This is a genomic window from Psittacicella hinzii (genome assembly GCF_003585885.1).
Classification (GTDB): Bacteria; Pseudomonadota; Gammaproteobacteria; order Enterobacterales; family Psittacicellaceae; genus Psittacicella.
In genome coordinates this window covers 1-15,095 of record NZ_NRHC01000126.1, presented here as the reverse complement: position 1 = coordinate 15,095, position 15,095 = coordinate 1, and the positions used below count along the sequence as shown (strand labels likewise).

At 36.3% G+C, this 15,095-nt stretch carries 6 protein-coding genes; 1 reads left to right on the top strand and 5 read right to left on the bottom strand.

Going from position 1 to position 15,095, the window contains the following annotated elements:
- Nucleotides 1-433 precede the first annotated feature (433 nt).
- The 5 genes from CKF54_RS07500 to CKF54_RS07480 form a co-directional block, all read right to left on the bottom strand.
- A complete protein-coding gene (locus CKF54_RS07500; protein ID WP_119525735.1) occupies nt 434-1,600 on the bottom strand; it encodes a lytic transglycosylase domain-containing protein in 1,167 nt (388 codons plus the stop codon).
- A gap of 13 nt (nt 1,601-1,613) precedes the next feature.
- Nucleotides 1,614-5,786 (bottom strand): transcription-repair coupling factor, encoded by a 4,173-nt coding sequence (gene mfd, locus CKF54_RS07495; protein ID WP_119525734.1) that lies wholly within the window; start codon nt 5,784-5,786, stop codon nt 1,614-1,616.
- 44 nt (nt 5,787-5,830) lie between these two features.
- On the bottom strand, nt 5,831-7,219 hold the full coding sequence (gene pssA, locus CKF54_RS07490; protein ID WP_119525733.1) for a CDP-diacylglycerol--serine O-phosphatidyltransferase: 1,389 nt from the start codon (nt 7,217-7,219) through the stop codon (nt 5,831-5,833).
- Nucleotides 7,220-7,308: 89 nt separating this feature from the next.
- A complete protein-coding gene (locus CKF54_RS07485; protein WP_119525732.1) occupies nt 7,309-9,639 on the bottom strand; it encodes a hypothetical protein in 2,331 nt (776 codons plus the stop codon).
- 50 nt (nt 9,640-9,689) lie between these two features.
- A complete protein-coding gene (locus tag CKF54_RS07480; protein ID WP_119525731.1) occupies nt 9,690-10,283 on the bottom strand; it encodes a UbiX family flavin prenyltransferase in 594 nt (197 codons plus the stop codon).
- 101 nt (nt 10,284-10,384) lie between these two features.
- Between CKF54_RS07480 and CKF54_RS07475 the strand changes: the two genes are divergently transcribed.
- On the top strand, nt 10,385-15,058 hold the full coding sequence (locus CKF54_RS07475) for an exodeoxyribonuclease V subunit gamma (protein ID WP_222987588.1): 4,674 nt from the start codon (nt 10,385-10,387) through the stop codon (nt 15,056-15,058).
- Nucleotides 15,059-15,095: the final 37 nt, after the last annotated feature.

Genomic DNA, 15,095 nt, shown 5'->3' with positions numbered 1-15,095 from the left:
AGTCTTGAAAAGTCTTGAAAGTCTGCAAAAGTCATAGAGGCTTTAAGGTATGAATCCAGACTAGCTTAAGAAACTTAATCAGCTTGCAAGGAGAACTAAATTTTTTCTTTGACTGCTCTTAGACAGCTTTTTCGCTCAATAATGGCAAAATTGCTCTCATTATTTTTACATGGTCTTGAAAATCAGGTTTTTAGGTTACCTCTGTCAGGAGGTGTAAGCTACTATTTCTAGTCTGTCTGGAGATCTATTAGTATATAGTGCTGCGGTCTGTCACTATCTTGCTTATCCGTGCTTACCTGTGTGTTGTTTATAGATCTAAAGGAAAAGTAAATCATACCCGCACCTAGTTTTGCTAGGTGCGGATATGATTTGTTGTACTTATGTACTTATGTACTTATGTACTTATGTACTTGTTTACTTATTGGCTTGGTACTTATTTGTTTAATTGCTCAGCAATTAGGTTTGCAAAAGTACCATTTGCATAGGCAAAGTAAGATGAACGATTCCAGTGCATATAAACTTTATAGTTACTTGTAACTAGATATGCTTGTTTTGGTTCATTACTTGGTACTACTAACCAAAGAGGAGTATTGGCATTAACGCCATTAGCATATTGCATGTTACCTTGATCTTTGTTTGGAACTAAACCTAGTTGTTTCCATTGGGCTAGAGTACGACCTTCCCCAGAGATACCAACTAAATCTTTGTACTTAGCAAGGTAATCAGCAAAGTTCATATCAACTTTTAAGCCCCAAGGTAGGTTAGGTTTCCAGCCCTCTTTGTGGAGGTAGTTAGCAATTGACGCAAAAGAATCAATTGCGGATAACCAGATGTTTACCACTCCATCACCATTACCGTCAGCTCCGTAGATAAGGTATGAAGTAGGCATAAATTGGATTTGTCCTACAGCTCCAGCCCAAGATGATTTCATCTCGTCTTTACTAAAGCCATTGATTTCCATTACACGTAAAGCATTAAAGAACTCACGGGTAAAGTACTCACGACGACGTCCTTCATAAGCTAAAGACGCTAATGAATCTAATAGGTTATAGTTCCCTTGCGTACGACCAAAGTTAGATTCCATGCCCCATAAACCAACAATTACTTGCATAGGTACTTGGTACTCTTGAGAAATTCTCTCAAGCACTACTTGGTAGTTTTTTAACAGGGCAACCGCACGATTTACTTTAGCTGGGCTAATGTGACGATCTAAATATTTTTGCATTAAATTATCTTCTTTAGGAACAACAGGTTCGCTTGGTTGTTGCTCTTGTTGTGCCTGACGATTTTTTAAAATGCGTTCATATTGCGATTTGTCTGATTTAACTACGGTTGGATTAAAAGTTAGAGTACGCACTTGGGCAATAACTCGTTCATCAAAGCCTTGCGCACGTGCATTCTCTACTAAAAATTCCACAAACTCTTGCCAGTTAGAGGCGTCTTCGAGAAACGGAATATTAGTTTTTGGGACTTGACTTGAAGCTAAAGGTTGCATCAAGTCAAGTTTATGATTTGCTTGTGTAGCTACTTGAGCATTAGTACATGCTGAGAGAATCATCGGTAATGCTAAAAGTGGCAAAGCACAAAGAAGTTTTTTCATGTTTGGTCTCGCTTTATTCAGGTTGTTTCTTTCTTGGACGACCACGTTTTTTAACTTGAGTGAGGTTTTGTACTTCACTAACAAAAGTAGGGTTTAAGCTAACGCTACGTTCAATTTCGTCAACCTCTTCGGTTTTCTCTTCAAACTCTTTATCAATTTCTTGACGGACAGCGTCAAGCATATCGTATTTAATTGAGCGAACTTCATCATCGAGTTGTTCACTATAAAGTTGTGAAGAGAGTTTAGTCGTTCCTGATTTAATGACACGTTGACCTTTATCTTTTTTGCGTTCATAAGAGTTGGTAGCGTCAACTAAGTCAGTATTTTCTTGCTGTAATTTACTTTTATCGATAATTACATCAAGGACTTTAGCAATTTTACGTAAGCGCTCAAGGTCATCACCTGCAAGGTGTTTAATAATAAATGAACTTGGCGTAGTCGCAAAGGCGTCATTGTACTTCATTAGTAAAGCATAGGCTGCTTCACTATTTAAGTGCTCACTATTTTCCCAAGTAATAATCGCTTGGGTTTTACTCGCAAGAATAGACTTAATTCCTGCATCTTTATAACGAATGCGAAGCTTATTGATCATAATTAAAGCACGTACGCTTACTGGCAGAGTACCATAATTTTCGATCATATTGTTCGCAATTTCGTCTAGCTGGAATTCGCTCGTTGCAGAGTTAATTTGACGATAGTAGAAGACACGTAAATTTGGAATTGCGATATAAGACGACGGAATTAAAGTAACAATGTTTAAATCTATATCAATTCGTTTGTCAGCTAGACTCTCGAGATCAATTTCTTTATTGTTACGTAGCTGTTTAACCGCATTTTGTAACATACTCATGTAGAGAGAGTAACCAATGGTATCAATTTTCCCTGACTGTTGGTCACCAAGAATTTCTCCAGCTCCACGGATCTCTAAGTCATGAGTTGCCAGAATATAGCCAGCGCCAAGCGAATCGATTTCAATTAAAGATTTTAAACGTAAAAGTGCTTCTGGATTTAAATTTTGTACACTAGGTACGAGCAAGTAAGCGTAAGCTTGGCGGAAAGAACGTCCAACTCGTCCTCTTAACTGGTGTAGTTGCGCCATACCAAAGTTTTGCGAATTATTGATGATAATGGTATTAGCGTTAGGTACGTCAATTCCAGTTTCAATAATGGTTGTACATACAAGGATATTGTATCTTTGGTTATGAAATCCCATCATTACTTCTTCAAGTTGAACTTTGGACATTTGCCCATTACCAAAGGCAATACGCGCATGTGGCACTAATTCTGCTAAACGGCGAACAATTGCCGGCATAGATTCCACATCATTGTGGATAAAGAAAACTTGCCCACCACGTTGAATCTCACGATTAATTGCTTCGCGGATAATGTCATCATCGTCATTATTGTACATTTTGGTAACAATTGACAGACGATTAGCTGGTGGAGTAGAAATTAAAGAAATATCTCTAAAACCATTGAGCGCAAGGTTTAAAGTACGCGGAATAGGCGTTGCAGTCATGGTAATGACGTCAACATTGGTTTTCATTTCTTTAATTACTTCTTTTTGACGTACGCCAAATTGGTGCTCTTCGTCAATAATGAGTAAGCCGATATCTTTGAATTTAACTCGTTTTTTTAGAATAGAGTGAGTACCAATTAAGATATCTACTAGACCATCTTCAAGTTTTTGCAGAATGCGTTGGTTAGTTGCTTCACTATTAAAACGCGAGATAATTTCTACATTTGCACCGGTATAGGCAAATCTATCTCTAAAGCTCTCATAATGCTGTTGTGCTAAAAGAGTAGTTGGTACTAAGATAGCTACTTGCTTAGCGTTAGTAATTGCGACAAAAGCAGCACGCATAGCAATTTCGGTTTTACCAAAGCCTACGTCACCACAGATGAGGCGATCCATTTTTTTATCAGAGCTCATATCATCGAGCACTTGTTGGATTACCGCATACTGGTCAGGAGTTTCTTCGTATCTAAATTGAGATACAAATTTGCGATACTCATCTTCATAGATGGTAAAAACAAAACCTTTCTCGAGCATACGACGACTTTGGACATCGAGTAATTTAGCTGCTAGATCACGAATGGACTCTAAAGCTTTTTCACGTTGTTTTAACCAACGCTTAGCTTTACGTCCAGAAACCGCAGACAGTTGCTCTTTGCTGACGTTGTATATCTCTTGTTGGCTGTAAAGACTTAAAAGGTGCAGATCTCGTACTGGAACAAATAAGTTAGTGTCCGCAAACTCCAACTCAAGCATTTCTTGAGGCATTCCTGGAGTGTACTCGGTAGTTTTTAAGCCCACAAAACGACAGATACCATGGTTTTGGTGTACGAGCAGTTGATTTGGGCGTAACTCAAGGAGTCCTTGAATAACTTGGGTAGTACTCTTTTGACGAGCTTTAGCTAGGGTACGAGAACGAGTAACAAACGAACCTAAGATATCCTGTTCTGAAAGAATTATATAGGCAGTTTTTTTGTTTTCATCATAGTAAGCAAAACCTGCGTTTAAAGGAGAGATAACACAATTGAACACAATTGGGTTAGCTACACTTGCAGGATCCTTACGTTGAAGACGATTGTACTCTTTATTGCCAATGCTAATTACTGGAATATTTTTAAAGGTATTAGCATATTGCTGCGCTAAGCTGTACTTATCATTATTTGCTTCGGTAAATTTAATCGGTAAATCTTCAAGCAAATCAAAAAATGAAGTTAAACGTCCTTGATTAGCGGCGCTAAAAGTAATGTGGACATTGGTAAAGTTTGCTTTTAATTTACGAATAAATTGCACTAGACGGAACAACTGGTGGTTTTCGCTAATGTTTGGTGCAAAAACATTTTTGAGGGTTAAGGCATTAGCTTGTTTAAGGAACTCTAAAGTGCGATCACCAAGAATTGGTTGATTTGCACGGTTAAGACCTAGGCTAATAAGCTTTTGTTGTTCTGAGTAAGCAAAATATTTATTTTCGGCAATGGTCTCTTTATTACCAATAGAGTTTTGTAAAAAGCCCTGTTGTAAATTATCTAGTGGTAAAAATGGACTTGTTTGCGCTATTTGCTCTGGGCTAGGAGAAACCACTTCTTCACTGTTAACCGCAATGTGGGTTAGGCTAGTAAAGTAATCTTCATACTCAATTAAATGAGATTTTTGTCCTAGAGCTGAAAATAGTTCTTGGTGGCTCAGATAAAGATCTTCAACTTTTACAGGTGGCCAGTTGCTATTACTTGTTCTTTCTTGGTAACGACGTTGATTTTCTTGTAAGAAAATCTCTGCCAGACTTTCAGTACCTGAAAAGTAAACAACTTGAGAAGACTTATCCAAATAATCGGCAAGGCTATCTAGGGGTTGATTAAAAAAGAGCGGTAGATAGTACTGGCTACCTTGAGGAATAATTCCTCCTTTTACTAGATCATACACCGAACCATTTTCAACAGAAATATGCCCAAAGTAATTAGCAAAGTTGGAAATAAAGTTTTCTTGTCCTGCTTTGTCAATTGGGTATTCAGAACCGTGGCTAATTTTGATACTATCAGTAGTTGCAACTACTGACTGATCTTCAGGTGTAAATTGACGAATACGTTCAATTTCATCTTCGAAAAAGCTAATACGGTAAGGGAGATTTGCTCCCACAGGGAAGAAGTTAATATTCTTACCAGCTTTGGTAAATTCACCAGGTTCGTAAACAATTTCTACTTCACGGTAACCAGCTGCTATCAGATCTTGATAAACCTGATTACGGCTACGTTGTTGACCTACATGGTAGTTAGTACTGCTTACTAAGTAATTAGCTGGAGCAAATTTATGCAGAGCAGTTGCTAAAGAGATAATATAGATCCCAGCTTGTTTATTACCCAAAGCTTGTAAAAAGTTAATGCGCTCGGAAATAATTTGTGGACTAGGGCTATATTGATCATAAGCTAGAGTCCCCCAGTCTGGACAGTAAAAAACTTTGTAATTGTCTTTGGCAAGTTCACTAAGGAAATTGTAAAGATATTCTGCTTGGTTATTACTATTAGTAATAACCACCAGTTGGTTTTTGTCTTCTTGGGCTTGCAGATCAAGAAGTTGCTGTTGCAGTAAAAAAGGCACTGCTGCTTCTACGACGCGTGAGATTTTACTGCCGTTAAAATCTAAAGCAAAAGGTAAAGATAACTGTTCTAAGTTTTTCATGGCAACGCAAATTACCCCAAATGGTACACCATTCGGGGGATTTTTTAAAATAAACGTTTTGCTAGTTTATCGATAAAGAAAATACGAGCTCGACGTAAGGTTTGTTTAACTCTGGCAGGGTACTGGTCTTGTTTTTCTATTTGTTTGTAGTTTACCAGTTTAGAGCAGTGCTCTAACATAAATTGCATTTCTTGCTCTGCTTGTTGTTCTAGATGTTGATATGGATCATATACAAGTAAAGCATTTTCAGCGTCTATGTTAAATGAACGTTCGTTTAGATTAGAACCTGTCCAGATGTAAAGATTATTGTCAATTTTTAAGCCTTTGGCATGGTATGAATTATCATCAAATTTCCATGCGTCTACTTCAATTTTGCCACGCTCAATTAAGTGTTGGTTACGTTTTAAGAATTTACGTAAATTAAGCTCGTAGAGGTAAGGTAAAGAGTTTGCTGAAGTATAGTTTGGGCTTTCTGGATTGACATAAAAATCATTAGCAACTTTGTCGCTTAAAATGATTTTTAATTTAATTCCTTGTTGGCAACGTTTAATTAAACGTTTGGTTAACTGTTTAGTAAAGTTAAAGTAAGGGGTATAGATAGTAATTTCTTCTTTAGCCATATCAATTACGTCAAAGATAATTTGATTGATTGGACTATTTTTACCTATACCAAAGATCGGGGTAATAATTACATTCCCCGGAGTAAGGTTGTTTGCCTTGAGATTATTTTTGGTCAAGCTGTATTGTAAATGATAATTTTGCAATACATTTAAACGAAAAGATTTGAATTCTTGGCGTTCGCGTTTAGTTGGGCGTTGGGCTTTAACTTTGCTAAATTTACTTACCGCAAGATCTTTATCGGCAAAGTTGTCTAGAGTAAAGTGATAAAAAGCATCAGCTAAAGCTTTATCTTCAATCAGTTGATAACGGTCTTGTCTAAAAGTTTGGTAAGCGCAATAGTTATTATTGATTGAAGCCCCAGTGTAAAGAATTAAATCATCAAAGACTAACCCTTTGATGTGATAGACACCAAAAAGTTCACGGGCATTACAAGGGACGCCGTAGATATTAATCGGTTCTCGGCTTAGTTGCTGACTTTGCATAAGCTCTTGATTTAAGTCAGCTAGTTCTTGGAAATACCAGTGAGCATTAGATACTTTTTGACTTTCCCCCATACGGCTACGTTGCGCACGGTGTAAATCTAAAAAGATATCTACTTTTAATTGTGGATTAGTTTTTACGGCAGCAATTAAAGCATTAAGAATTTCTTGCCCGCTTTGATCATTCTCAAGATATAAACAGTTAATTAAAATTCGCTTTTTTGCTTTAGAGATTAATTCTAAAAGCTTATCTCGATATTGGCTAGGGTGATGTAAGAAAGAAACATTACTAGCCTCAACTATATATCCTTGATTAATAAAACTATTTAACATTAGAATTTTTAATTTAAAAACTTATTTACTTTTGAAACTAAGCCCAAGTTGAGCATAGCCTAAAAAGATATATTCAAAACTTTATTTTACTATATTTTCTCTTTATTTACAAAATTCTGCACATAAAGACGTGCGTAAAATAAACGATAATCTTTAATATAAACCGGAGCAAGATTATCATGACCTTCTTGCCAAAGTTGGTAAAAATCAAGCAGAGATTGCGCTAGTTCCGGATAGCTTTGTTGCCAAGTTTGCCAAGTGGTTTGTTCGCTTTCTCCTTGTCCTATATGATGACAAAGTTGATAAAGTTGGCTAATTCCCTTGTACCAAGAATCTAAACTAGCGTCTTGAACTTTACCAGAAAGAACATTGCCTTTTCCGGTAGATTTATTCGGATTTGGTAGATAGCATAAATTGCTAAAGCCTGCACTTTGCCAGAAACTTTCAATTTCTTGGTCTTGGCTATACATAGTAAGTACGAGTTGCTGTTCTGTGGTCGTACTACTAAGTAGTTTTTGCGCCAGCCCTAAATGACGATAAGTTGGTAGTAAGAAAATACGACTAACACGAGTTATTTTCTTTTCCTTGAGTTGAGCTTGTAACCCAAAATACTGAATTAGAGTTTGTACTCCGAGATTACCAGGTGGTAAACGTCGACCTGCAAGGATATCTTTTGCGAGTTCTTCAGGGTAATTTTCTTTAATTAGATGAATGCCACCAATGAGTTTATCTTGGAAGTAAAGACCATATAATTCTTGCTCACTACTAAAAGCGGAAGCAAAATCTTGTACTTGGTGACGGTAGTGGGTTAAGTAAGCAAGTTGGAAGAACTCGAGTTTGGCAGCAAAAGTCTCAAGCTTACAAATAGTGTAATCTTGTTCTTGAAGGTTCCCTTGATGCTGGAGGTTACTTTGCTGAGTAACTTGTTGCTTGAGCTTGTTAGCCACAGGTAATAGGTTATGATCTTGCTTAGGTAGCTTAGGTTGCTTAGGTAAATTAGCAAAATTGCTAATGATTGGGATAATCTCAACTTCTGGATTACTTTGCAATAAAGTTGCTAAACTAGTTGTCCCACTTAATTGCTCTTGCCACGCACTCAAGATATCCGGCTCTAAAGCTCTAAAACTCCAATTAAAGTGATAAACTTTAACTGGGCGTGGACTGCGAGCAATTACACGATGCCACAGACCTACTCCTGCTCCACTTTCGTAGCCGTCAATGGTTGAAACAAAAATTATAACTTGCCAAGAGCTGTGTAATAGCTCTTGTAACACACTAGCCGAAAAAGCACTCGCCTCGTCAACTAAGAGAATTTGCAGAGGGTTTTCCTCTACTAAATTATTGGATGCTTCTTGTTGCTTTTTCTGTGCTTGCTGACTTATTAGCTGACTTATTTGCTGATCTCTCTGCTTACTTTTTTGTAGCTCATCTGGTTGATGATAAGCAACAGCTACTTCAGGAGCAAGGTAAGGTAAGTCCCCATAAGTTGTTCTTTTACCTAGGGCAGTAATTGCCACTTGCCCCGGAAATTGCTGAGCAAGCTCTAGGCTAAAATGGGTTTTGCCAGCCCCTCTTTGTCCGAGAAAAGCATATACTTGCTTTTGCTTAAGCTCAAGAGCTTGGTTAGATTGCGTTAAGTGCTCTTTAATTTGGGCAGTAATAATCTCAAGTTGAGCTTGATAAGCTTTTTGAGCTTGCTCTTGGAGTAGTTGAGGGTTTTTTTGTTCTTGCCAAAAGTTAGTCAGTCTTGTATTAACTTCTTGGCTATTTAGTAAGGTATCTTTTACTAAGGTTTGTTCTACAATGGTTACTTTGTTTGTCTTATTACTTTCTTGATGATCTAGTTCTTGTTCGCTAGTTGAAGTAAAGTCAAGATATTGCCCATATTGGCAGGCAAACTCTTTTTCTAGTTTGGGATTTAGTTGTTGGCTTAAACGAGCAAAGTTCTTGGCTGTTTCAAGAACATAAGCTGGGTAAGAGTTGGGAGCAAAGTTGTTATGTGAATAAAGACAAAATACTCCGCTAGCTTTAACTGTAGCTAAACAGTAGAGGAGATTATGGGCATGGATACTTTTACCGCTCTCTTGTTCTGCTTGGCTGTTGACTGGGCTATATTGGTAAACTATCCCAGCAAAATTATAACCAAGGATACGTTTGGCATTGCTTACCTCAAGAAGAACTACTTCTCTTTGCGTTGCTTTTCCTGCAATTAGTTTTCCTGTAGGATCAACAAAAGCAAAGCTTTCTCGTTGCTCTTCAGTTAGAGCTTGAAGAATTTGCTCTTTTTTCTCGACAAGCCAAGCAGCCTGACCTGGGTTTAGTGATAAAATAGATCTTAAATCAGCAAGTTGCTGTGCGACTAAATTAGAAAAACTTTGTTGTTTATAAAGACGAAGAACTAATTGACGAGGGAGAAGCATAATCTACCTATTTTTTGATACCTTTTGTTTATGCCTTTTTTACTATCTGTTTATACCTTGTTAGGTTTTAAACCTTGCCAAGGAGTAAAGATATTGGTGGGGTAAACAATTCCTAGTTGATCGCAGAGGCGAGCAACTGACTGATTAACTATATCATCAATAGTTTGTGGTTGATGATAGAATGCGGGAACTAATGGCATGATTTGCGCGCCGTACTCAGCTACTTGAGTCATTAAACGTAAATGACCTAAGTGTAGAGGGGTTTCACGTACACAAAGAATTATAGGACGACGCTCTTTGAGGTGGACGTCAGCACAACGTGTAATTAAATCTGCATCGTAGCTATGAGCTATAGATGATAAAGTTTTAATTGAACAAGGAACTACGACCATGCCATGGGTTTTAACAGAGCCAGATGAGAGCTTGTTGCCTATGTCTTGATAGTTATGCACTTGATCAGCTAGACCTTTTAACTCTTGTAAGCTGATCTCGCTTTCTTGTTTCAAGGTTAACTGTCCTGCGGGACTAATAATTAAATGGGTGTGAATTTCAGGAAGTTGTTGACAAACTTCAAGCAATCTTTGCGCATAGATAATGCCGGTTGCTCCTGTAATTGCCACCACTATATGTTTTTGCTCTTGCATAAAATCCTTAAAAATTTTTTAGTTTATTATAACTTGTTACTTCTATGTTCACTCTCATAAAATTTAATGATTTAGAGCCTTGCCTAGATATGTTGGTAAACATGATCAAAAATGAACCAGCAGATAAGGTACAACTAGACAACCTCCCAAGTCTAGTGAAGCAATTTAAATCAAGAGATTACATTGTTACTACTTACCAATTACAAAAACTCCAAGTTGAACATAAGTTAAAAGAACTCGCGGGAGTTCAAGTTCAACCTAAGTTTATAAACATGGGAGGGCTAACTAGTGAGCTTATTAATGATTTTTATAGTAACTTAAATCAGGGCTATATAAAGTTACTAGCTCCAAGTCCCTCTTTAGCCCATCGTTTACCGGCGGATTTAATATCGGGTAAATATAGTTTTGTCCATATTAATGAAAGAGATATGCGTTCAAAAGACGATATCTTGCTATGGGCAATTATAGCTGAACTCAATCAGCAAATTCGTCAAGATCCGCAGACGATTACGAACGTTTTTATTAGTGAAGTTATTAGTCAGTTAAAGGAAGAAATTGCTTTTAATCAAGAGACTGATTTAAATACCTCGTTGTATTTTATAGCTAAAAAGCTGTTACAAACGATTGTTACCTTAGATAATAACTTTCACGATGTTTACAGTCGTTTTTTAGCGCCAGACTTTGACTTAAAGCAGTTTATGCTTGAGTATGTTACTGAGGTAGAACAAGAAAATGTTATTCTTGCAGGGCAAATTGCGTTTATGCGTGAAGTTTGTCTGCAGAATATGCAACTACTTAGTAATCCTTATTTTAAGGATAATAAAATCAAGTTTAACAGCTGGGAAGCTTTGACTTTTATTATTGAGGGGGAGTTTGAGTTAGTAAAACCATTTACGCAAGAAAGTAAGCGCTTTTTCTTACTTGACTTAAAAGTATTCCATAGTCGTGAGATTTTATTACTTAAAAAAGCAGCTAAGTTCTGTAACTTTGACATAGTCTACTTTTTAAATGCAGCTACGCCTTTATTGTTTGATACGCAATCTCGTCGTAACTTCTTACAAAAGTGTAAAGAGAATGGTAATGAATTTTATCGTAGTTTAAGTGACTTTAACCTACCATATCGTTATGTTTCTAGTGAAGCTAGTTTTAACTTGCTAAGCTTACTAGGTAATAGTTTAAAAAAGATTACTTATGCCTTTCCTTTAGATGATAGTATCTATCAAACTTTGGAAGAGCAAAAACTGCAGTTAAGTGATCAAATACATTACCCGCAACATTTAGCATTAAATAGTTTAGATAACTATGCCGAGTATAGTATTTTTATAGATCCAGCTTTAGCTAAAACTGCAGATGGCTTTTACTCGCCAGCGCTTTATCAGCAGTTAACGAGTTTATACTCTCAACTCTATACCCAAGTAGCTGCAAAAGTTACTACCGAAAATAACGAGGAGAGTTTTAATCAACTTCTAGTGCAAGAGTTGCAGACAGCTGAGGCTAATCAGCTTTTACTGGCAATGCAAGAAGCTTATGCTACAGAGCCAGCTCCAACTTTATTACAGCAAATTCAAAAATCTATTTTTGAATACACACCATTTGAAAGTGAAACCACCCCTGATTTACGTGCTTCAGAGCAACCTGTAAGATTATATCACTTACGTGGAGATGATTCTTTTACTCTAGTAAAAACTCACTCTAAGAGACGTGAATTGGAATATGTGATTAACTTTATTCAGCGTGAGTTAGATTTACATGGAGATAGTTTAACATTAGATGACTTTGCAATTGTTGCGCCAAATATTGAAGACTACCGTGGCTTAATCGAGGAGTTAGTAACCCAATTTCGTTGGCAAATTGCTGAAGAAGCAAACCTTGATCCAAAGTTAACTACCTTTATTGAGTTTATTTTAAATTTAAATAACAACTATCTTGAGTTACAAGCTTTTGAGCAATGGATAAGTTTTGCGCAGGTGCGTCAATTTTATCAGATCGAAGATAGTGAAGATTTTGGTTTCTATCGTCAACTCTTTAATCGTCATCAGGTTACCAATGAGGTAGGTTATAACTTTGATCATAAAGATAACCATATCTTACCTTTACATAGCCAATTAAATGACGCATTTACTAAGTCATCGATCAAGAATAAACAAGACGAACGTATTCCGTTATTTAACTATAACTCTTGGCAACATGTGTTCTTTCGTGCCAATATCAATAATAGTTTTAGTCATGGTGATGATTTAAGTTTATATCTCACTACAGATCTTGCTGCTTTACAAACTGGACAAAATTATACCAACTTAAGTAAGTTCAATAGTATTTTGCATGATCTCATTAACTATTGTCAGTTTGTTAATCAGAAGCATAGCGTAAAAGCTTGGATAAACTTCTTTAACAACTTACGTTTACAATTCTTTAAAGACGACCAAGAGATCAACCTGCAGTTTCAACAAATCCTCATTAAATTTGCTAAACTGCAACAAAAAATTAGTCGTAAGTTTAATCAAGCTGATCAGGTGGAAATTGAACAGTATGTAGTTGATAAAACCGTATGGCACAATCTGTTATTTTACAGTGAAACGCAACAAAATAATATTGAGCTCTTTACTAATAGCTTACATTTTGCTTCGTTAAAACAAATTGCGGGATCAAGTTTTAAATATGTAATTTGTATGGGCTTAACTGCGAGAAACTTCCCTGAGAAGGTGCCGGCAAACCCGTATGATATAGCAAACTTTTTACAGGTAGAAACTAATATCCCAAGTGCCTATCAAAGAGCACAACATACGTTTTTAGAGTTACTAACTAATACTAAACAAAAGCTGTTACTTACTTATGTTGGGAAGAACTCTAAGGATCAAGACTTACTTGCTTCAAGTATAGTTTCTGATGTTCTTGAGTTTATTCGTCCAAAACTAGCTTTACCAAAACAATTACTTGCTGATTACCCAGAGTTAGATCTCTTAAAAACTGCTCTATTAAAGATCTTCTATTCTGATCCACAAAATCCGAGTTTTATTAAAGATTTATCTCTAGGGAGTTTTGCTAGAGAAAACTATGGTATTGAGCAGTTAAATCTAGCGCAAAACTTTGACGAGCAATTAGCGCAAAAAATTCTTGCCTCAAGTGCTCCAAGTTACAATCATGCTTGGGTAGAGAAAAAGGGAGCTAGACAACAAATTATTGCCCAAGTTCCTCAAGCGGAGTCTCAATCTCTTAATAAGCAAGAAGCAGGGGAACAAAGTAAGACTACTTCTTCGCAAGGACAACTCCATTCTTCGCAAGAACAAGCTTATTCTTCTCAAGGAAAAGCTAATTCTGTTTATGGTCAAGAGAACCAACAAGAGCTTCTCGACTTTGGTAATTTCCAAGGGGTACTAGAGTTTTATCAAAAAGTACTTGCTTTAGCCTCTCAAGATCCTCTTACGGTTGTTGAAGCAGAGCCTGATCTAGCTAAAGATAAGGTAATTGAGATTAGCTTTAAAGACTTACAAACTTTTTTCACTTCAGTTTATCAAGGAGCAAGTAACGATCCTGATGGACGTATAAGTAAATTCCAAAGATTATTTGAATATAGTCAAGAGCTAGATAAGAACACTACTTATGGTCTTGCTGACTCTAGTCAAGTGGCTGGCTATGTTTATGGTAATGTATTTAAGCTGTTAACAGCGGGAGAAAGTTTAAATGACTTTATCGCTAAAGAGTATCTAAATGGGGGAGAGTTTAGATCTAGTTTAAATGAAAATAAAAAGGATCAAGACTATATCCAAGAGATACGTGCTTTAGAACAAGCGGTTAAAGGTAAGAAAGGTATTTATAATTTACTCGCTTTAGATGTAAATAAAATGCCAAGCTACTCTCAAGCGGTAGAGTTGGATCTCACCAAAATTACAGAAGCTACGAGCTATGTTTACTTAAAGCTAAGTGATGAGTTTTGTCAGAATTACTTAGCCTTAATGCGTCAAGCAGAGCAAGAACTAGACTTTGCTGTTAGTTCGCAGTTTCTTTACCAACAACTGGTTAAAGCTTTAGAAGAGCAAGCAGTTTCTGGTCAAGAGCGTAGTATTTTCTTAAAACTCGCCATTGATTACTCTTTACTCAATGGAGATACCTTAGTTTATACACGTAGAGACTTAGACTTTACTGATAAACTTTCTTTAAAACGTGAGTATCGTAAGAAAGTCTTTAACTCTTTTAAAGATATCTTTTCTCTGTATGTAGGGGTAAAAAATCCTCAGGTTAAACAAGTACAAATAACTTACCTAGTACGTTTAAAAGCAATTCAAAGTTTTGAAAAGAGCTACAAGAAATTGCTAGATGAGGTTGGAGAGCTACCTGATACAGTTTCATGCTTAAAGAAATTAATGCTGAAGCAAGCTAATGCTTTCTTTTATAACTTTGACTTGCAACAAATTAATGGAGAGCAAAAGGCTGAAGTAATGCAAGGTTGCCAAAAAATATTTACTAGCTTAATTGCACCATATATTTTAGGCAAAGATTTACTTTTACCTTTATTTAAATCCGATGCAAGTGGAGCAGAGAGCTTTTTAGCTCTTCTCTTTAAACAGCATTTTGAGCAGTTAGATGATAAGGAAATTGAAATCTTAGTTAATACTTTTGTGGAAGAGACTAATTTAAAACCTTTTGTAAGAAAGTCTATTCCAAGTAAAAGTGATTTAGAAATAGATTTAGCTTTAGAAAGAATCCAAGCTGTTTTTGCTATAGATGATTACAAAGAAGTAAAACTTCCAAGTAAAGCGAAGAAAGCTAAAGCGTAACTATTTTAACAACATAAAACCTATTCTCCCGAAATTT

What these genes read in the sequence shown, in the direction of transcription:
- CKF54_RS07485 (WP_119525732.1), bottom strand. Translation starts at nt 9,639, where the DNA reads ATGCTTCTCCCTCGTCAATTAGTTCTTCGTCTTTATAAACAACAAAGT.
- mfd (WP_119525734.1), bottom strand. Translation starts at nt 5,786, where the DNA reads ATGAAAAACTTAGAACAGTTATCTTTACCTTTTGCTTTAGATTTTAAC.
- CKF54_RS07500 (WP_119525735.1), bottom strand. Translation starts at nt 1,600, where the DNA reads ATGAAAAAACTTCTTTGTGCTTTGCCACTTTTAGCATTACCGATGATT.
- pssA (WP_119525733.1), bottom strand. Translation starts at nt 7,219, where the DNA reads ATGTTAAATAGTTTTATTAATCAAGGATATATAGTTGAGGCTAGTAAT.
- CKF54_RS07475 (WP_222987588.1), top strand. Translation starts at nt 10,385, where the DNA reads ATGATCAAAAATGAACCAGCAGATAAGGTACAACTAGACAACCTCCCA.
- CKF54_RS07480 (WP_119525731.1), bottom strand. Translation starts at nt 10,283, where the DNA reads ATGCAAGAGCAAAAACATATAGTGGTGGCAATTACAGGAGCAACCGGC.